Below are 19,184 nucleotides of genomic sequence, written 5' to 3'. Positions count from 1 at the left end.
GCTCAGGTCGCGGCGCCGCGGGCGCCGAGCACCGCCTCGTACAGGTCGCGGCGCGAGATGCCGTGGGCGCGGGCGATCGTCCCCGCGGCGTCCTTGAGCCGGGTGCCGCGGGCGACCTCCTGCTCGACCAGATCCACCAGGTCGGCGGCCGCCTCCGGCTCGGGCTCGGGGGCGCCCTGGACCACGACGACGATCTCACCGCGCAGGCCGTCCTGCCGGATCCGCTCATGGAGCTCGCGCAGGCCTCCGCGCAGGACCTCCTCGTAGACCTTCGTGAGCTCGCGGGCGATCGCGGCGGGACGGTCGTCGCCGAAGGCCTCGGCCAGGGCCTCGATCATGCCCGCGATGCGGTGCGGGGCCTCGTAGAAGACCATGGTGCGCTTCTCGTCGGCCAGCTCGGCCAGATGCGCCGCCCGGGGACCGGCCTTGCGCGGCAGGAACCCCTCGAAGGCGAAGCGGTCGCTGGGCAGCCCGGAGACCGCCAGCGCGGTGAGCACGGCCGAGGGGCCGGGCAGGGACGTGACGCGCAGGCCCTCCGCGGCCGCGGCCGCGGCGACCCGGTAGCCCGGGTCCGAGACGGTCGGCATGCCGGCGTCGGAGACCACGACCACGACGGCGCCGGCGCGGATCTCGTCCAGCAGCTGCCGAGCCGCGGACTCCTCGTTGTGCTCGTGATGGGCCACGAGGCGCCCGGAGATCTCGATCCCCAGTCCGGCGGCCAGCCGGCGGGTGCGGCGCGTGTCCTCGGCCGCGACGACATCGGCAGCGGCCAGGGCCTGCCGCAGCCGGTCGGAGGCGTCCCCCAGGTTCCCGATCGGGGTGCCGGCCAGCACCAGGCAGCCGTCCTCGGGCGACCGGGCGGGCCGGGGGGACCGAGCCCCCGGCGCGGCGCCGCGGGGCGCATCGGGCCCGGTGGGATCTGTGCTCACCCGCACCACTCTAGGCGCTCGCGCGGCCTCGTCGGCCGACGGGTCCGTCCCGCGTCACGCCCCTGGTCGCTCCGCGCGCCCCTCGGCCGGTCACCTAGCATGAGGCCCGTGCCCCCCTCCTCCCCCGCCCGTCAGCCCGGCCCGTCCTCCGCCCTGCGGGACGACCGGCGCCCCGGGACCGCCTCGCTCGACTCGGCCGCCTGGACGCCGCGGCGCTCGATCCCCACCCGCCGGGATCTGCGGGACCGGCTGCTGCCCCCCGCGCCGCTGAGCCCTGCCCGGATGTGGCTGCTCCCGCTGCTGACGATCGTGCTCGGCGGATTCCTGCGGTTCTGGCATCTGGGCCGGCCGCAGGAGATCGCCTTCGACGAGACGTACTACGTCAAGGACTCCTGGTCGATCATGCTCTCGGGCTACGAGCGGAAGTGGCCGGAGGACGCCGACGAGGGCTTCGCGGCCGGCACGCCCCCGGAGCCGCTCGACGAGCCCGCCTACGCGGTGCATCCGCCCCTGGGGAAGGTCCTCATCGGGCTCGGCATGCGCCTGTTCGGCGCCGGCGAGGCCTTCGGATGGCGCTTCTCCTCGGCGGTGGCGGGGACGCTGATGATCGCGCTCGTGGTGATCGCGGCGGCGATGCTCTTCCGCTCCCCGATCGTCGCGGCCATCGCGGGCCTGCTCCTGTCGGTCGACGGACTGCATCTGTCGCATTCGCGCCTGGCGCTGCTCGACATCTTCCTGGCGCTGTTCGTCCTGCTGGCCTTCGTCCTGCTGCTCGTGGACCGGCAGGACGGCAGGACCCGGCTGGCCGAGCGCCTGGGGGCGCCGCCGCCGTCGCGGGTGCCCACCGCAGCCCAGGACCGGGCGGCCCGCCGCCTGGCGCGGCGGCGCTGGCAGTGGGGCCCGTTCCTCGGGGTGCGCTGGTGGCGCGTCGCCGCCGGGGTCTCCTGCGGCCTCGCCGTGGGCGTGAAGTGGAACGCCCTCTACTTCGTCGCGGCGCTGGGGCTGCTCACGGTGATCTGGGACGTCACGGCTCGGCGCACGGCCGGCATCCGCCGCTGGCTGCTGTCCGGGGTGCTGCTGGACGGCATCCCGGCGTTCCTGGCCATGATCCCCGTCGCACTGGTGACCTATCTGGCCACATGGGCCGGCTGGCTGGCCGGGCAGGGCGGCTACCACCGGCAGTGGGCGCAGGAGCATCCGGGGCAGGGGGTCCAGTGGCTGCCGGGGCCCCTGCGGTCCCTGTGGGAGTACCACGTGTCCGCCTACGACTTCCACGTCGGGCTCTCCACGGAGCACACGTACATGTCCCAGCCCTGGGACTGGCTCGTCCTGGGGCGCCCGACGTCCTACTTCTACGAGTCCCCGACCGAGGGGCAGGCCGGCTGCGAGGTCGCCAAGTGCGCCCAGCAGATCTTCAACCAGGGCAATCCCGCGATCTGGTGGACCGGGCTGCTCGCCGCGGCGATCGCGCTCGTCGTGGTGGCGCTGCGGCGGGACTGGCGGCTGCTGAGCCTGCTGGGCCTGCTGGCCGCCGGCTGGGCACCGTGGCTGCTGCATCCCGAGCGCACCAAGTACTTCTTCTACGCCCTGCCCTACATGCCGTTCCTCGTCCTGCTCCTGGCCGGGGTCGCCGGGCTCCTGCTGCCCCGCCGCGGCACCCGCACCTGGCCGGCCAGGCTCGGCTGGCTCGTCGTGGGGCTGTGGCTGATCGTCGTGCTGATCATGGCCGCGTTCTTCTGGCCCCTGTGGAGCGGCCAGGTCCTGCCCTACGACGACTGGCGCGCGCGCATGTGGTTCGACAGCTGGATCTGAGCCGGGCGGCCCCTGCTCCCCCGTCCCCCGGCGCCTCAGCGGCGGCGACGGCCGCGGGAGGTGCGAGCGCGCTGCGCGAGCAGCGCGGCCAGCAGGGCACCGCCCACCGCGATCACGCCGATCACGATCGCGGCGTCGATCCAGAACTGCGTCGGATACAGGCGGATCAGCGTGTCCGACATGCTGAAGGTCCAGGTGCCGTCGGCGAAGAGCAGCCCGTGGAAGGCGGCGAAGAACTGCTGCCAGGCCACGGCGGCCACGACGGCCAGCAGCGCCGCGGCGATCACGGTGAGCCATCCCCCGACCGCGACCGCGCCCAGCAGCCCGTCGCGGTCGCGGCGATGCAGCAGGGCCATCACGAGGGCCAGGACGACCACGGCGACGCCCGCCCAGAGCCCGATCTGCAGCACCCACTTCACGTCGGTCATGTGGGAGATCTCGTCAGGGGTGAACCACGCCCGCCCGGAGGGGGTGCGGATCTCGCCGAGGAACGAGCCCGGGGCCCAGTTCAGGATGTAGTCCATGCCGTGCGACCCCAGCGTCATGCGGTCCTCGGCGCCGAAGCCGTACTCGTCCTCCGGGAACCCGGGGCGGTGGTACTCGATCCACAGGAACAGCGGGGTGGCCACGAGGCGCACGCCGAGGGCCAGCAGCGACAGCGGCACGGCCAGTGCCACGAGCGCGCGGGTCAGCGCGCCCCCGATGCCCAGCCGACCGGGGCGCCCCGGCTCGGGGCGGGACCTCCCGCCGCGCTCGTCGGCTCCGGCCGACGGGCCGGGGACGGGGGCCGGAGCCGAGCCGGGGCGGCCCGGTCCGTCGCCCGGGGGATCCGCCCACGGCGACGACGGCGTTCCCTCGCCCGCGGGCGGCTCGCCGGACGGCGATGCGGCGACTGTCGGATCAGTGGCGGTCGGTTCGGCGGTCGTCGGCTCGGCGCCGTCCTGCGAGACGGCCGGGCCCAGGTGGGCCCACTGCCGCCCGGCGCCGTGCGAGGACCCGGAGCTCGGCGAGGCGGGGGTGCTCACCGCTGCCGACGCTCCGCCATGCCCTGGGCCGGCAGCAGGTGCGGGATCCCGTCCACGACCTCGTACACGGGATGGATGCCCTCCCGGTGCGGCAGCTCGCTCATGAGGCGATGCTCGTCGACGGACAGCAGCCGCCCCCGGGTCAGGGGGCAGCGCAGGCATTCCAGCAGGGCGGCCGACAGGTCCGAGATCCCCGCTCCCCGAGGGCGGGTGCTCGCCGACGCGCTGTCCGCGGCCGGCGTGCGCTGCCACGGGGGATTGCCGGTGGTCGCGCTCCGGGCGGGGCGGGCCGGGCGTCCGGTGCTCGTGCGAGCGCCGGACGAGGGCTGGGAGGGACGGGAGCCTGGAGCGCTGGTCATGGAGTGATGCCTTCGGCTGCGGGGCGGGATGGTCGCGGCGGGCCGCGGGTGCAGGCGCCGTCGGCCATTGTAGGGCCGCCCCCTCGGCAGGCGGCGGTCCCCGCGCGGTCCGTCGTCCGCGTCTCGCCGGCGCTGCTTCGCGATGCCGGAGGCGGGAACCCCTGTCTCGTCAGCCCCTGCCCCGGCGCAGGTGCGGCCGGCGCATGGAGCGGGGCTGGGAGTCGAGGCGGGCCCGAGCCTGCACGAACTCCGTGCCCTCTCCCGCGAAGATCTCGTCCGACAGCGAGCCGAGGCCGCCGCTCGGCTGCTCCGGGCGCTGGGGAGCCTCCCCGTCCGCGGCAGCCTCCGGACCGGAGCCGCCGGACGGGGTCCCGTCCTCGGAATCGCCATCGTCCTCGCTCGGAGAGGCGGCCCCCGAGGACTCGCCGGAGCCCGGCTCGGCCCCCGGGGAGGTCACCGAGCGGAGCCTTCCGCGTCGTCTGCGGCCCCACCCCGACGGGGCGGAGCCGGAGGAGTTCCCCGGGGCATCGGCCTCCGAGGCCTCGTCGCCGGAGGGCGACCCGGTGTCGGGGCCGCCGGCGGATGACCCGCCCTCGGGCGCTTCGTCGGAGCCTGCGGCCGCTGCCCCGGGCGAGCCGGCCCCGGGCAGCGCGGACAGCGGCGCGAGCGGCGCCGAGTCGGCCACGGGCCCCGATGGCGCCGCCGCGGACGCGTCGTCGTCCGCCTGCTCCAGGACGCCCTCGAGCCGCACGATCTCCCAGCCGCGGGGCGGGGTCATGCGCTCGGCATGGGGGATGCACAGGTCGTAGGCGTGCGGCTCCGCATGCACCGACAGCGGGCCGATGACGGCGGTCGAATCGGAGTAGACGAAGGTCAGAGTGGTCTGCGCGGGGCGTCGGCAGGTCTGACGCGAGCAGAGTCGTGCCAGCGGTGCATCTGCAGTGCTCATTCCGACAACGCTACCCTCCCGGGGGCTCAGCGCCCGGCGCGGCGCAGACGCCGGCGCTCGCGCTCCGAGAGCCCGCCCCAGATGCCGAACTTCTCGTCATGTGCCATCGCGTAGTCGAGGCACTCGTCGCGCACGGGACACGCCGCGCACACGCGCTTGGCATCGCGGGTCGAGCCGCCCTTCTCGGGGAAGAAGGCCTCGGGGTCGGTCTGCGCGCACAGGGCATCCGTCTGCCAGGCGAGCTCCCCCTCGTCGCCGTCGACCCCGTACACCCCGGCCACGGCCTGCCAGATGGAGCCGGGGACCGCGGCGGCATCGCCGAGATCGGCCTCCTTGAGATCCGGCAGCGCGGTCAGGCCGGCGCCGGCGGGAGCATCCGCCTCGACGGGGTCCATGAACCAGTCCTGGGGCACGGCACGGGCGCCTCGACGACGGCGTGCGGGTTCCGGCACCTCTGCGGCGCGACGGCGTGCGGGCTCTGCCATGACGGTCCTTCCGACATGCACGGGATCCCTAGGACAGGAGTCCGCGTCATCGGACCGGGCCGTGCGGCGACGACGCGCGAGTCGTAGGATCGCGGCGATGAGTACGTGGGGGCATCAGGTGTCGGACTCCCCTCAGCGGGAGGCCACCTGCTCGGCCCCCTAATTACACGCTTGTAAGTGCCCAGCGTCAAGCGCGGATCCCCTGTACCACATCCGGCCGCTCGTGCCCAGAGAACGCCTCTGACCAGCAGTGATGCCGCCGTGGAGCACATGCTCCCTGTCCGGAGCGGGTCCGGCGCCCCGCCCGGGATCCGACCGCCGGATCGACGAGAGCACGCGAGCACCGCAGCCGTCCGCCGAGGAGGACCATGGAGCCGACGAGCCCCGCACCCCGCACCGAGACCGAGATCACCCGGCTGCTGTCCCGGCTGGCCGAGCGCCCGACCCCCGCCGTCGTCTGGTACGGCGCGGACGGGGGCCGCGTCGAGCTCTCGGGCCGCGTGCTCGAGAACTGGATCGCCAAGACCGCCAACCTCCTGGTCGACGACCTGGGGATGATGCCCGGCGACCGCCTGGTGCTCGATCCGGCCGTCCACTGGCGCACGCTCGTGCTCGCGGCTGCGACCTGGCGCATCGGCGCCGTCCTCGCGCTGCCCGGTGCGGCGACGACCGGGCAGGCCCAGGTCACCGCGGTCCTGGATCGCACAGGGGCGGGCCCCGAGGCGCGGCCCCGCCCGGAGGGCTCCGCGGAGGCCGCCGGGATCGAGGCCGACGACCGCCTCGTGCTGGCCTATCCGGGTCTGGCCCTGCGGCTGCCGGAGGCCGAGGCGGCCTCCGACGGGGACATCGACTACTGCGCCGAGATCCGGGCGCACGGGGATCACTGGCCGGGCGCGGTGCGCCCGCGCCCCGCGGATGCCGCGCTCGAGGACGCGGCGGGCGCCCTGGACTTCGCGGGGCTCCAGGAGGCCGCCGCGGACCGGGCCGCCGAGCTGCCCCAGGCGCCGGTGGTCCACCTGGACATCGACGGCTGGGACCGCGGCAGCCTCGTCGGGCTGCTGGCCGTGTGGGCCGCCGGCGGTGCGGCGGTGCTCAGCGATCGGCCGGGCTCGGAGGCGCTGCAGCGGGATCTGGCCGCCGAGCGCGTGCACCTCACCTGGCGCTGACGTCCGCCGGCGGCGCATCCGAGGACGAGGCGCCCGCCCCGCCGCGCTCGTCGGGGCTCGCGCTGCGGCTGCGCTCCTCGGAGGCCGCGGCGTCGCCCCGCGAGGCGGTGCTCGCGCCGGCCGCGGTGCTGCCGCGACCCTGCCGGCCGTCCTGGCCCACGACGGGGAGGCTGCCGGTGATCGCCGCCATCTCGGAGGCGGTCGACGGCGCGAAGCCGGGCTCCTGATCGAGCGGCTTGGCGTAGACCCAGAAGCGGTAGGCGAGGTAGCGGAAGATCGTGCCGAGGATGGTGCCGATGATCGTTCCGGAGATGAACGAGGCGGTGCCGCTGGTCAGCCCGAGGATGTAGTAGCTCACGCCGATGCAGGACAGCTCGATGGCCAGCCCGATCACGTTGGCGATCAGGAACTGCCAGGCCTCGCGCTTGGTGTCGGCCTGGCGCTTGTCCCGGAAGGTCCAGTAGCGGTTGGCGAGCCACGAGAAGATCGTGGCCACGACCGTGGCGATCGCCTTGGCCTTGAGGTGGCCCTCCTCCTGGAAGACCGTGGCCATCAGCAGGGCCACGACGCCCGCGTTCACCAGGAAGGCCAGCCCCCCGACGGTGCCGAACTTCATCAGCTCGGCGATGAAGAGGTGCCAGAGGGCTTTGAAACGAACGGTCATGGAAGAGGGCTCCGGAACTCGGCGAACCCCTCGCCGCAGTGCAGGATGCCGTGATCGGGCGGGCGGGGGTGTCCCGCAGTGTACTCCTGCGAACCTGGCAGTCGGCTGATCCTCGCCCGGACTACCCTTGGAGCGTGATGAGCGACGACAGCCCCCAGACCACTGCCTCCGCCCCCGCTTCCGAGGCCCCCGGCTCCGAGCGCTTCTCGGCCTCGGGCCCCGTCGTCGGCGTCGTCGGCGGCGGCCAGCTCGCGCGCATGATGGGCCCGGCGGCCGCCGAGCTCGGCATCGAGCTGCGCGTGCTCGCCGAGTCCGAGGAAGCGGCGGCGGTGCCCGCGGCGGCCTCGCACCGGGTGGGCGCCGGCGACGACCTCGAGGCCCTGCGGGGCTTCAGCCGCGGGCTCGACGCCCTGACCTTCGACCACGAGCACGTCCCGAACGAGCACCTCGAGGCGCTGCTGGCCGACGGGGTCGTGGTCGAGCCCCGGCCCCACGCGCTGATCCACGCCCAGGACAAGATCGTCATGCGCCGGGCCGTCGACCGTCTCGGCCTGCCGAACCCGCGCTGGGCCGAGGTCTCCGACGCCGACGCGCTCGTGGCCTTCGCCGGGCAGGGCCAGTGGCCCGTGGTGCTGAAGACCCCCCGCGGGGGCTACGACGGCAAGGGCGTGCTCCTCGTGCACTCCGAGCAGGAGGCCCGCACGGGCACCGCCGCCGAGTGGTTCGACCGCTCCGCCGCCCCGCTGCTGGCCGAGGAGGCCGTCCCGTTCGCCCGCGAGCTCTCCGCGCAGGTGGCCCGTCGCCGCTCGGGCGAGCAGCGGTGCTGGCCCGTGGTCGAGTCCATCCAGGTCGACGGCGTGTGCGACGAGGTCATCGCCCCGGCCCCGGGCCTGAGCCCGGAGGAGTCCGCGGCCGCCCAGCGCATCGCCCTGCGGCTGTCGGCGGAGCTGGACGTGACCGGGGTGATGGCCGTCGAGCTGTTCCAGACCCGCGACGGCTCCCTGCTCGTCAACGAGCTGGCCATGCGCCCCCACAACTCCGGGCACTGGAGCATGGACGGCGCCGTGACCGGGCAGTTCGAGCAGCACCTGCGCGCCGTGCTGGACCTGCCCCTGGGCTGCCCCGAGCCGGTGGCGGCCGTGGCGGTCATGAAGAACATCCTCGGCGGCGACCAGCCGAACCTCCACGCGGGTCTGACCGAGGCCATGGCGGCCCACCCGCGGGCCAAGGTCCACCTCTACGGCAAGTCCGTGCGGCCCGGGCGCAAGGTCGGGCACGTGAACGCGCTGTCCGCCGCCGGGCAGCCCGCGGACGAGGGCGTGACCGCCGAGGTGCGCCGCACGGCCTCCGCGGCCGCCGCCGTGCTGCGCGACGGCCCCGGCTCGCACTGATCTCCCGCTCGCACTGATCCCGGCCTGCACCGGCCCCGACCGCTCTGGCCGATGCCCGCGGCCCTCGTCGGTCCCCCATCGCCGGTGCTCCGGTCCTCCACGGGATGTCCAGGGTTCGCGAGTACGGTGTGCGCTGATCAGGACCGGACGCCCCGGCGCGTCCGGCCCCGCAGGCGAGGATCCCGTGCGAGATCCCAGATCCAGGAGTGAGCAGTGAGCGAAGCGCTTCCCGATGTCGGCGTCATCATGGGATCGGACTCCGACTGGTCCGTCATGGAGGCCGCGGTGCAGGTCCTCGACGAGCTCGGCGTGAGCTGCGAGGTCGACGTGGTCTCCGCCCACCGCATGCCGAGCGAGATGATCGACTACGGCTCCTCCGCGGAGATGCGCGGCCTGCGCGTGATCATCGCCGGGGCCGGGGGCGCCGCCCACCTGCCCGGCATGATCGCCGCGACCACCCCGCTGCCCGTCATCGGCGTGCCCGTGCCCCTGAAGACCCTCGACGGCCTGGACTCGCTGCTGTCGATCGTGCAGATGCCGGCGGGCGTGCCGGTGGCCACGGTCTCGATCGGCGGGGCGCGCAACGCGGGACTGCTGGCCGCGCGCATCCTGGCTTCCGGGACGGACGACCAGGCGACCCGCCTGCGCCGCGACCTGAACTCCTTCGCCGCCGACCTCAATGCCTCGGCCCAGGACAAGGGCCGGTCGCTGCGCCGCCGCCTGTCGCGGTGAGCCCCCGCACCGGCGGCCCCCTCCGGGCGGCCGCGCCGCTCACGCGCATGAGCTGCTCCCCCGCCTTCCCCACCGAGCGCGAGACACCGTGACTGGACCTCAGCTTCCCCGTGACCCCCGGCGCCGCCGCAGCGACGGCCGCTCCGCCGCCGACCGCCCGTTCGACGTCGCGCGCGGCGACGGGTCGACCGCGGCCGGGCACTGGGCCGACGCCTCGCCCAGCGCCCGACGCACCGGTCAGGAGCAGGCCCGGGACGGCGGCCGCCCCGGCCCCGCGGGTCAGGACGAGCAGCGGTGGGACGGCCAGGGCGGCCGTCGCGATGGCCGGCCCGGTCAGGACGGCTGGAACGACGGGGACGGCCGGTACGGCGGCGGCCGGGATGACTGGGGCGGCTGGGACGACGATGCCCGGCCGCAGGACGACGGCTGGGACGACGACATCGCCGCCGAGGTCCCGGCCGATGCCCGGCTGTCGTCCCGGCAGGGCGCCGGCTCGTGGGATCGGGCGCTCGAGGACCCGTCGTTCGTCTCCCCCGGGCGGCGCACGTGGCGGGCGTGGCTGCTGATCCTGGGGACCCTCGTGTTCCCGGGCTCGGCGCAGATCGCCGCCGGGCATCGACGCCTGGGCCGCATCGCGCTGCCCATCACCGTGGCGTGCTGGGCGATCGCGATCGTCGTGCTGCTCTCGGGTCTGCTGTGGCGCAATCCCCTGGTCTTCCTGCTGACGAACAGCCTGTCCGGGCGCGTCATCTGGCTGGGCCTCGTGGCGGCCGCGATCTGGTGGGCGGTGCTGTTCCTGGACACGCTGCGGCTGATCCGCCCGGGCCTGCTCGAGCAGCGCGCCCGGGCCCTGACGTGCGCGGGGCTCGCGCTGCTCATGGTCGTGACCTCCGGCGGCCTGCTCTACTCGGCGCACCTGCTCAGCGTCACGCGCGGGACGGTCGGCGAGATCTTCGCCGGGGGCATGCCCTTCCGGCCCTCCGACGGGCGGTACAACATCCTGCTGATGGGCGCCGACGCCGGCGAGGACAGGGTCGGCCTGCGACCCGACTCCATGACCGTGCTCAGCATCGACGCGGACTCCGGCCAGACGGCCACGATCTCCCTGCCGCGCAACCTGCAGAACGTCCCGTTCCCCGACGACTCCCCCATGCACGAGGTGTACCCGGAGGGCTACAGCTGCGGCGACGAGTGCCTGCTCAACGCCGTCTACACGGACGTCATGCAGAACCACCCGGACGTCTACGGCGACGACGTCGAGGACCCCGGCGTCGAGGCCATGAAGGACGCGGCCTCCGGAGCGCTGGGGATCGACATCCAGGGCTACGCGATGATCGACATGAACGGCTTCGAGCAGCTCATCGACGCCCTCGGCGGCATCACGATCGACGTCGGCGGCGAGGTCCCGATCGGCGGCGGCACCAACGAGATCACCGGGGAGCCCAACCCGATCGACGGCTACATCGAGCCCGGCGTCCAGGAGCTCGACGGCTTCCACGCGCTCTGGTACGCCCGCTCCCGGGAGGGCGCCTCGGACTACGACCGGCAGGCGCGCCAGCGCTGCGTGCAGGCGGCGATGCTCCAGCAGCTCAACCCCGCCAACGTGGTCACCCAGTTCGAGGAGCTCGCCGACGCCGGCACCCAGGTCGTCGAGACCGACATCCCCCAGGCCTCCCTGGGCTCCTTCGTGGACCTCGCGGTGCAGGCCAAGGACCACGACCTCGTGCCGTACGCGGCGGGGCCGCCCTACTACGACGCCGTGTTCCCCACCTACCCCGACTACGACCAGCTGCACGCCGATGTCCAGGAGCTGCTCGACTCCGCCCAGGGCGAGGACCCGCAGGCCGCCGGTCCGAGCGTCGGCGGGGGCCCGCTCGGCTCATCGGCGCTGGTCGCGGTCCCGGCCCAGACGGCCGACGACGGAGGCGGCGAGGAGACCCCCGAGCTCTCGGCCAACGGCACCTGCTCCGTGCCGTGACCGCGGGCACGCCGGGGCCCGCGGGACCCGGCCGGTACAGTGTCGGCGTGACGAATATTCTGCAGACCGAACCGTGGGCGGACTTCCAGCGGGCCCTGGGCCACACCGTGCTCCAGGACTCCGGCCGGGGGTGGTCCTGGCAGGCGACGATCGAGGGCGGACGCGCCGGCCGCTACCTCTACGCGCCGTACGGGCCGATCGCCGAGACCGTCGAGGCCTTCGAGGCCGCCGTCGAGTCGCTGCGCGCGGCCGCCGCCGAGCACGGCTGCTGGTTCGTGCGCGTCGAGCCGGCCTTCGCCGCGATCCGCTCCGGTCAGGAGTCCATGTCCGAGGCCATGCGCCGTCGCGGCTTCCGGCCCTCCCCGCGGCATCTCCAGCCGGGGCACACGCAGCTCGTGGATCTGCGGCAGGACGAGGACGCGATCCTCAAGGACATGAAGTCCACCAACCGCAACCTGCACCGCAACATCCACAAGAAGGGCGTGACGTTCACCGCCCACACCGAGCCGGAGACGATCTCGATCCTCCTCCGGTTCCTGCAGCAGACGGCCGAGCGCAAGGGCTTCCACCGCCAGCACGACGACTACCTGCGCACCGCCGCGGAGATCCTCATGCCGCGCGGCGCCGCCGTGCTCTACGTGGCCCGCCTCGAGGGCGAGCCCATCGGGGCCTCGCTCGTCTACGACTCCGACGACACCCGGACCTATGCCCACGCCTCGATGGATCTCGAGCACCGGAAGCTCTCCGCGGGCATCCCGCTGGTCGTGCGCATGATCCTGGATGCCAAGGAGAAGGGGCTGACGACCTTCGATCTGTTCGGCACGGCCCCGGATGATGCCGGCCCCGAGCACGAGTGGCACGGCTTCACCCGGTTCAAGAAGGCCTTCGGCGGGACTCCCGTCGAGTACCCCGGGACGTGGGACCTGCCCGTCTCGACCGGCGGGTACGCGGCGTACACGACGCTGCGGGCCGCGCGCGAGGGCCTGGGCGCCGCGAGGTCCCGCGGCCGTGCCGCCGCGGGCGCCCTGCGCGAGGAGGGCCCCGCGGCCCTCAGGCGGGTGCCCTCCGCGGCAGCGCAGCGGGCGTCCGCGGTGCGCGATCGGCTGCGCGGGCCGAAGGCCTGAGGACCCGGCCCCGCGGCGGCGCCGGGGCCGGCCTGAGCGCGGATCCCAGCGCCGACCTCGCCGCCGGTCCCGGTCCTGGTCTCAGCGCCCCAGGGCGTCGCGGATGGCACCGCCGGCCTCGCGGCGCAGCCGCTTGCCGAGAGGCTCCTTGGGCGCCTTCTGCTCCGCCTCGAACTGCTCGGCCTTGAGCGCCACGCGCTCGGCGCGGCGGTGCTCCGCCTTCATCTCCCGCTCGCGCCGCGCCTGCTGGACGCGCACCTCCGCCGGGCGGACCGCGGCAGCGACCGGCTCGGGCCCCTCGGCCGCGCCCCGTCCCGGCGACTGCTCGCCGCGGGAGCCCCCGGCGGCGCCGACCGGGCCGGCGACTCCGGCGGACGAGCCCTCCGGGCGCGCGTCGTCGTCCGGGCCCCCGCCGCGCACCGGCCCCCGCGCATCCGATGCCGCCGCCTCCTGCGCAGGAGCCCGGTCCCGGTCGGAGGCCGGTGCCGCGGCTCGCTCCTGCTGCTTCTGCGCCCTGGCCTGCCGGCGCGCGGCCTTCTTCGCCGCCTTGGAGCCGCCGCCGCGCTCGGCCTCGGACGGCCCGGGCGCCGCCGGCGTCGATCCCGATCCGGCGGCCGTCCCCGCCGCCGTCCCAGCGGCTCCGGCATCAGGGCCTCGGCTCCCCCGCGCGGCAGCGTCCCGGGAGTCGGCCCCCATCGCGGCCGCGTCGGAGGTCACGGCCGGCGTCTGATCGGTCGCGTCCACCCCCAGATCCGAGCTCACCTGGCGCCTGGCGTCGCGGCGGCGCTCGGCGGCGGCGCGATCGGCTGCGGCGTCCGTCGAGGCGGCCACGGTGCGCTCGGGCTCGGCGGCGCGGGCCTCGGAGGACTCGGGGCCGCGCTCGGCGGTCTGCGCCCCGCGCCGGCGGCCGAAGAGCCCGCGGCGGCCGCGGCCCTGCGACGGCTCCGAGGACTCGTCGGAATCGCCCCGGGCGCCCGTGCCGGCCGCCGGGGCATCGGCCATCGTGTCCGAGATCAGCGGCTTGCGCCACGAGCCCAGGATCACACGCTCGACGTCCGCGAGCTCGCGCACGACCGTGGGGACGTCGGGATCGGCCACGTCGCCGCCGTCGAGCCGCTGGACGCCGCGCTTCTGCAGCTCGACCGCCCCGGTGAGCAGCAGCGCGTCGTCGATGCCGAGCTCCCGGGCCGAGCGCGTGAAGCCCACCCGGTAGAGCATCGCCTGGCCCACGGTGTGCACGAACCAGAGGTAGCCCAGCGCGACCGGCTCCTGGCCGGGGCGCTCCTGCGTCGCCACGAGCAGCAGGGAGTCCTGGCCGAGCTCGTGCAGCAGATGGCTGATCTGCTGGGTCTTCAGCCCCGCCGCCCGGACGTCGCCCGAGCGCTCGGTGACCTCGCGGACGGCGACGTCCGAGACCCTCAGACCGGCGCGGCAGCGATCCAGCGTGGCCTCCGAGAGCCGGGAGGCCAGATCCGCCTCCGAGGTCCCCAGGCTCACCCGCAGCCGGCGGGGCCCGCCGTCGCCCTCGGCGACCGTGCCCGTGCGCTGCCAGCCGCGCGAGCGCACGGCCTCCACGAGCTCCGGGGAGCTGGGGGCGTCGAGCTCCGCGCTGAAGAGGGCGGCATCCCAGCGGGTGGCCGCGCACTCGGCGAGCGCGTCGAGCAGCTCGGGGATCGTGCTGGCGCGATTGGAGTGGACGTTGAGGCATTCGGCGACCACGACCGAGGCCCCGTTGCGCCCGACCTTCTCGCGGCGGATCTGCAGCTGGCCGTAGCCGACCATGCGCTCGGAGGCATCCCGGACCACGACCCGGTCGATCTGCAGGTCGGGCTCCGCGGCGCGCTGGGACTCGCCGATGCCCCACAGCTGGAGAGGGTGGCCTCCGGTCACGCGCACGGTGGCGTCCCAGGTCTTCTGGTTCTGGCTGGCGGTGACGGACAGAGCCACGATGGGGAGAACTCCTCTGCGCGTAGGCGGGGGGGCCGCGCCCGCGAGGGCGGTGCCGATCACCGCAGGCGGTGGATGCCCGATCGCCGCACGTCAGGGGGCGCAGGCGACGGGGCGCGGGGGTGGTCCCCAGTCTACGGCCACGGGCCCCGGACCGGCCGGTCCGGGGCCCGTGGCCTGGCGGGTCGCCGAGCCCGCGGCCCGGCGGCGCGGATCAGCGCGCGTACTTGGACCACTTCTCGGCCATGTGCTCCGCCTCGACGACGCGGACCGTGCCGGAGCGCGAGCGCATGACGATCGACTGGGTGGAGATGCGGTCGCCGCGGTAGCGCACGCCGCGCAGCAGATCGCCGTCGGTGATCCCGGTGGCCGCGAAGAAGCAGTTGTCGGTGGTGACCAGATCGTCCGTGGTGAGGACGCGGTCGAGGTCGTGGCCGGCGTCGATCGCGCGCTGGCGCTCGTCGTCGTCGATCGGGGCCAGACGACCCTGGATGACGCCGCCGGTGGCCTTGATCGCGCATGCGGTCACGATGCCCTCGGGCGTTCCGCCGGTGCCCATCATGACGTCCACTCCGGTGCCGTGGCGGCAGGCGGCGATCGCGCCGGCGACGTCGCCGTCCAGGATCATGCGCGTCCGCGCGCCCGTGGCCCGGATCTCGTCGACCAGGTCCTGGTGGCGAGGGCGGTCCAGCACGCACACGGTGAGCTGATTGACGGGCACGCCCTTGGCGCGGGCGACCAGGTGCAGGTTCTGCTTGACCGGCAGGCGGAGGTCCACGAAGTCGGCGGCCTCGGGCCCCACGACCAGCTTCTCCATGTAGAACACGGCGGAGGGATCGAACATGGCGCCGCCGTCGGCCACGGCGATCACGGACAGGGCGTTGTTCATGCCGAGCGCGGTTAGGCGGGTGCCGTCGATCGGGTCCACCGCGATGTCGCTGGCCGGTCCGGAGCCGTCGCCCACCTGCTCGCCGTTGAAGAGCATGGGGGCCTCGTCCTTCTCCCCCTCGCCGATCACGACGGTGCCGTTGAAGTCGACGGTGGACAGGAACGAGCGCATGGCATCGACCGCCGCGCCGTCGGCGCTGTTCTTGTCGCCGGCGCCGACCCAGTGACCCGCGGCGATCGCAGCCGCCTCCGTCACTCGGACCAGCTCGAGGGCCATGTTGCGGTCGGGGGCGGACTGGGTGGTGGTCTGATCTGCCACTGGTGTTCCTCACCGTCGAGTGATCGGGGACATCGTCGTCATCGATATACGCCCCTCAGAGTAGCCCGGAACCGGTCCGCTCGGGCGCCGGCGAGCGGATCGGCGACGTCATGGCCCGCCCGGGCGGCGCCGCCTCCTCCGCGGGCGCGCCGCCCGGTTCGGCGCTGCCCCGGCGGCGGGGCACAATGGAGGCCGTGACGGATGATCAGCACTCCAGGACCGGCTCGAGCCCCGCCCGCGCCGCCGCGCCCCCTGCCTCCGGACCCGCGCATCCCGCCGAGGACCGCGACGGGGCCGCGGACGAGGCCCGCCCGACGGCCGACGACCCCGTCGGCGAGCACGGCGGAGCCGATCCGGACGAGCAGGCGCCGATCCCCCGGCTGACCCGCAAGCAGGCCGACAAGGTCCATGCCCCCGCCCGCGCCATGCTCCTGTCCATGGGCGCGCTGCTGCTGATCGTCCTGCCGCTGTTCCTGCTGATGCCCCGCCCGGATGCCGAGCCCTACCGCCCGGACGTCGATGTGGCGCAGGAGGCCGGCAATGCCGCCGAGGTGGCCGGCTTCGATCCGATCGCCCCCGATCTGGGCGAGGGCTGGAGCCCGAACTTCGCGCGCTGGAACGGCGAGTCCGCCGAGGGCGTCGCCTACTGGGAGGCCGGCTGGGTGACCCCCCGCAGCGGCTTCCTGTCGATGACGCAGACGGACCAGGCGAATCCCACGTGGCTGCTCGACCGGATCGACGGGATCCCGCAGTCCGGCACGGCGGAGGCCGCCGGCAGGCAGTGGGAGGTCCACTTCGGCGAGGACGCCGACGACGAGCCCCGCACCGCGTGGGTCGGCGAGGTGGACGGCACCACCGTGGTCCTCGAGGGCACCGCTCCCGACGCCGAGTTCGACCACGCCGCGAACGCCGTCGTCGATGCCGCCGACGACGGCTCCTGATCCCCGGCGCCCGAACGGCGCCGCACCCGCCCCACCCAGGACACCGCAGGAGGACCACATGGACGCCGCCGACCAGGACGACCGGACCGCAGCCCAGGACGCGAGCACGAGCTCCGCGGACGCGCAGAGCACGGGCGTCGCGCAGGACGCGCAGGAGGAGCAGGGCGCGGCGATCGCGCAGGGCCTCTCGGCCCCTGTGTCCTCGACCGCCCCGGGCGCCCGCCTGACCCCCCGGCTGGCCTGGGAGAAGCTGCAGGCCGGCAACCGCCGCTTCGTGGAGGGGACCTCTCAGCACCCCAACCAGAACGCCTCGCGGCGCGAGTCGCTCGCGCACGCGCAGAACCCGTTCGCCACGATCTTCGGCTGCTCGGACTCGCGCCTGGCCGCGGAGATCATCTTCGACCTCGGCCTGGGCGACGCCTTCGTGGTCCGCACGGCCGGGCAGGTCATCGACGACGCCGTGATCGGAACGCTCGAGTACTCCGTCGACGTGCTGGGCGTCCCGCTCATCGTGATCCTGGGCCACGACAGCTGCGGCGCGGTCACCGCGGCCCGCGACTCCGTGCGCAGCGGCGAGATGCCGCGCGGCTTCCAGCGCTCGCTCGTCGAGCGGATCATGCCGGCCGTGCTCGACTCGCAGCGCGCCGGGAAGGACTCGGTCGACGAGATCGTCGAGGCCAATGTCGAGATGGTCGCCCACCGCATCCTCGACCAGTCGCGCTCCATCGCGGGCGCCGTCTCGATGGGCCGGGTCGCGATCGTGGGCATGTGCTACAACCTGCAGCACGGCCACGCCGCGCTCACCTTCGGCCACGGCTCGTGGCTCGACGTCCCGGAGGGCGGCCGGGCCGCGAGCGCCTCGGCCTGAGCGGGGCCGGATCACGGCGGGCCGGAGGCCCTGCGACCGGCCCGTCGTGGCCCTAGACTGACCGGCATGACTGAGAACACCTCCGAGTACCGCATCGAGCACGACACGATGGGCGAGGTCCGCGTTCCCGCGGACGCCCTCTACAGCGCCCAGACGCAGCGCGCCGTCCAGAACTTCCCGATCTCGGGCAAGACCCTGGAGCGCCAGCACATCCGCGCCCTGGCCCAGGTCAAGAAGGCCGCGGCCCAGGCCAACCAGGAGCTCGGGGTGCTGGACGAGCAGCGCGCCGCGGCGATCCGCAGCGCCGCGGACCGCGTGGCCTCCGGCGAGTTCGACGACCAGTTCCCGATCGACGTGTTCCAGACCGGCTCGGGCACCTCCTCGAACATGAACACCAACGAGGTCCTGTCCAAGCTGGCCTCGGACGAGCTCGCCTCGGCCGACGTCGCGGTCCATCCCAACGACCACGTCAACGCCTCGCAGTCCTCCAACGACGTCTTCCCGACCTCGGTCCACGTGGCCGTGACCGCGGCCCTGTCCCACGAGCTGATCCCGGCCATGGAGACCCTGGCCGCGTCCCTGGAGAGAAAGGCCGAGGAATTCTCGGGCATCGTGAAGTCCGGGCGCACCCACCTGATGGACGCCACCCCGGTGACCCTGGGCCAGGAGTTCGGCGGCTACGCCGCGCAGGTCCGCTACGGCATCGAGCGCGTCCGGTCCTCGCTGCCCCGCGTGGCCGAGGTGCCCCTGGGCGGCACCGCCGTCGGCACCGGCATCAACACCCCGGACGGCTTCTCGGCCCGCGTGATCGAGCTGCTCGGCGAGGAGACCGGCCTGCCGATCACCGAGGCCCGCAACCACTTCGAGGCCCAGGCCAACCGCGACGGCCTCGTGGAGGCCTCGGGGCAGCTGCGCACCATCGCGTACTCCTACATGAAGATCTGCAACGACCTGCGCTGGATGGGCTCCGGGCCCAACACCGGGCTCGGCGAGATCGCGATCCCCGACCTGCAGCCCGGCTCCTCGATCATGCCCGGCAAGGTCAATCCCGTGATCTGCGAGGCGGCGATCCAGGTCGCCGCCCAGGTCATCGGCAACGACACGACCGTCTCGCTGTCCTCGACCAACGGCGCCTTCGAGCTCAACGTCGGCATCCCGGTCATGGCGGCCAACCTGCTCGAGTCGATCCGCCTGCTGGCCAACACCTCGACCGTCATGGCCGAGAAGATGATCGACGGCCTCACCGCCAACGAGGACCGCTGCCGCTTCCTGGCCGAGGCCTCCCCCTCGATCGTCACCCCGCTGAACAAGGCCATCGGCTACGAGTCCGCCGCCAAGATCGCCAAGCACGCCGTGGCGAACAAGGTCACCGTGCGCGAGGCCGCCGTCGAGCTCGGCTACGTCGACGGCGAGAAGCTCACCGAGGAGCAGCTCGACGCCGCCCTGGACGTCACCACGATGATCGGCCGCTACCGGTGATCGCCCGCTGATCCGGGTCCGACCCGGGGCCGACGACGGCCGCCTCCGCCGACCGCGGGGGCGGCCGTCGTCGTCCGCTCTCAGCGTGATGTCGTCCGCCTCACGATGCGCCCTGCGCGGACCGCTCG

Annotated in this window: 17 protein-coding genes; 9 read left to right on the top strand and 8 right to left on the bottom strand. The window is 74.3% G+C overall.

The features are described 5' to 3' along the window. Nucleotides 1-2: 2 nt before the first annotated feature. Complete coding sequence (gene rsmI, locus FSY66_RS04180; protein WP_144791538.1) at nt 3-929, bottom strand: 16S rRNA (cytidine(1402)-2'-O)-methyltransferase; 927 nt, start codon at nt 927-929, stop codon at nt 3-5. A 99-nt stretch (nt 930-1,028) separates the two neighbouring features. Between rsmI and FSY66_RS04175 the strand changes: the two genes are divergently transcribed. Then, nucleotides 1,029-2,741: a dolichyl-phosphate-mannose--protein mannosyltransferase gene (locus FSY66_RS04175; RefSeq protein WP_144791536.1), complete on the top strand. Its 1,713-nt coding sequence runs from the start codon at nt 1,029-1,031 to the stop codon at nt 2,739-2,741. Between the two features lie 35 nt (nt 2,742-2,776). Here FSY66_RS04175 and FSY66_RS04170 read toward each other — a convergent pair whose 3' ends face one another. The 4 genes from FSY66_RS04170 to FSY66_RS04155 form a co-directional block, all read right to left on the bottom strand. After that, nucleotides 2,777-3,766: a lipoprotein intramolecular transacylase Lit gene (locus tag FSY66_RS04170; protein ID WP_144791534.1), complete on the bottom strand. Its 990-nt coding sequence runs from the start codon at nt 3,764-3,766 to the stop codon at nt 2,777-2,779. After that, nucleotides 3,763-4,125 (bottom strand): Trm112 family protein, encoded by a 363-nt coding sequence (locus tag FSY66_RS04165; protein WP_144791533.1) that lies wholly within the window; start codon nt 4,123-4,125, stop codon nt 3,763-3,765. The genes FSY66_RS04170 and FSY66_RS04165 overlap by 4 nt, the downstream gene beginning before the upstream one ends. Nucleotides 4,126-4,294: 169 nt before the next feature. Next, nucleotides 4,295-5,074, bottom strand: coding sequence for a DUF3499 family protein (locus FSY66_RS13015; RefSeq protein WP_144791531.1), 780 nt, complete (start codon nt 5,072-5,074; stop codon nt 4,295-4,297). A gap of 26 nt (nt 5,075-5,100) precedes the next feature. Then, nucleotides 5,101-5,559 carry a WhiB family transcriptional regulator gene (locus FSY66_RS04155; RefSeq protein ID WP_144791530.1) on the bottom strand — a complete coding sequence of 153 codons (459 nt, stop codon included), beginning with the start codon at nt 5,557-5,559 and terminating at the stop codon, nt 5,101-5,103. A gap of 368 nt (nt 5,560-5,927) precedes the next feature. Here FSY66_RS04155 and FSY66_RS04150 point away from each other — a divergent pair, with 368 nt between their 5' ends. Next, nucleotides 5,928-6,725 (top strand): TIGR03089 family protein, encoded by a 798-nt coding sequence (locus FSY66_RS04150; protein WP_144791528.1) that lies wholly within the window; start codon nt 5,928-5,930, stop codon nt 6,723-6,725. On the opposite strand, the gene FSY66_RS04145 is transcribed toward FSY66_RS04150, so the two are convergent. Further along, a complete protein-coding gene (locus FSY66_RS04145; RefSeq protein WP_260853433.1) occupies nt 6,712-7,389 on the bottom strand; it encodes a GtrA family protein in 678 nt (225 codons plus the stop codon). The genes FSY66_RS04150 and FSY66_RS04145 overlap by 14 nt on opposite strands. 137 nt (nt 7,390-7,526) lie before the next feature. Between FSY66_RS04145 and FSY66_RS04140 the strand changes: the two genes are divergently transcribed. From FSY66_RS04140 to FSY66_RS04125, 4 genes are all read left to right on the top strand, one after another. Next, nucleotides 7,527-8,780 (top strand): 5-(carboxyamino)imidazole ribonucleotide synthase, encoded by a 1,254-nt coding sequence (locus FSY66_RS04140; protein ID WP_144791526.1) that lies wholly within the window; start codon nt 7,527-7,529, stop codon nt 8,778-8,780. Between the two features lie 246 nt (nt 8,781-9,026). Beyond that, a complete protein-coding gene (gene purE, locus FSY66_RS04135) occupies nt 9,027-9,512 on the top strand; it encodes a 5-(carboxyamino)imidazole ribonucleotide mutase (protein ID WP_144791602.1) in 486 nt (161 codons plus the stop codon). Between the two features lie 88 nt (nt 9,513-9,600). After that, the gene (locus FSY66_RS04130; RefSeq protein WP_260853431.1) at nt 9,601-11,490 is read left to right on the top strand and encodes an LCP family protein; all 1,890 of its coding nucleotides are present in this window, start codon (nt 9,601-9,603) and stop codon (nt 11,488-11,490) included. 47 nt (nt 11,491-11,537) lie between these two features. Beyond that, entirely contained in the window at nt 11,538-12,614 is a 1,077-nt protein-coding gene (locus FSY66_RS04125) for a lipid II:glycine glycyltransferase FemX (RefSeq protein ID WP_144791523.1), read from the top strand. Nucleotides 12,615-12,695: 81 nt separating this feature from the next. On the opposite strand, the gene FSY66_RS04120 is transcribed toward FSY66_RS04125, so the two are convergent. Together FSY66_RS04120 and glpX are read right to left on the bottom strand one after the other, a co-directional pair. Then, nucleotides 12,696-14,561, bottom strand: coding sequence for a hypothetical protein (locus tag FSY66_RS04120; protein ID WP_144791522.1), 1,866 nt, complete (start codon nt 14,559-14,561; stop codon nt 12,696-12,698). 214 nt (nt 14,562-14,775) lie between these two features. Continuing rightward, nucleotides 14,776-15,726: a class II fructose-bisphosphatase gene (gene glpX / locus FSY66_RS04115; protein ID WP_260853445.1), complete on the bottom strand. Its 951-nt coding sequence runs from the start codon at nt 15,724-15,726 to the stop codon at nt 14,776-14,778. Nucleotides 15,727-15,962: 236 nt separating this feature from the next. Between glpX and FSY66_RS04110 the strand changes: the two genes are divergently transcribed. The 3 genes from FSY66_RS04110 (at nt 15,963) to FSY66_RS04100 (ending at nt 19,056) form a co-directional block, all read left to right on the top strand. Then, nucleotides 15,963-16,709, top strand: a complete 747-nt coding sequence (locus tag FSY66_RS04110) for a DUF4245 domain-containing protein (RefSeq protein ID WP_144791519.1) — start codon at nt 15,963-15,965, stop codon at nt 16,707-16,709. Nucleotides 16,710-16,905: 196 nt separating this feature from the next. After that, complete coding sequence (locus FSY66_RS04105; protein ID WP_313955533.1) at nt 16,906-17,577, top strand: carbonic anhydrase; 672 nt, start codon at nt 16,906-16,908, stop codon at nt 17,575-17,577. 66 nt (nt 17,578-17,643) lie between these two features. Then, nucleotides 17,644-19,056: a class II fumarate hydratase gene (locus FSY66_RS04100; RefSeq protein ID WP_144791515.1), complete on the top strand. Its 1,413-nt coding sequence runs from the start codon at nt 17,644-17,646 to the stop codon at nt 19,054-19,056. Nucleotides 19,057-19,184: the final 128 nt, after the last annotated feature.

The organism is Kocuria palustris (genome assembly GCF_007666205.1).
GTDB classification, from domain to species: Bacteria; Actinomycetota; Actinomycetes; order Actinomycetales; family Micrococcaceae; genus Kocuria; species Kocuria palustris_A.
This window is presented reverse-complemented; position numbering and strand designations above follow the sequence as displayed.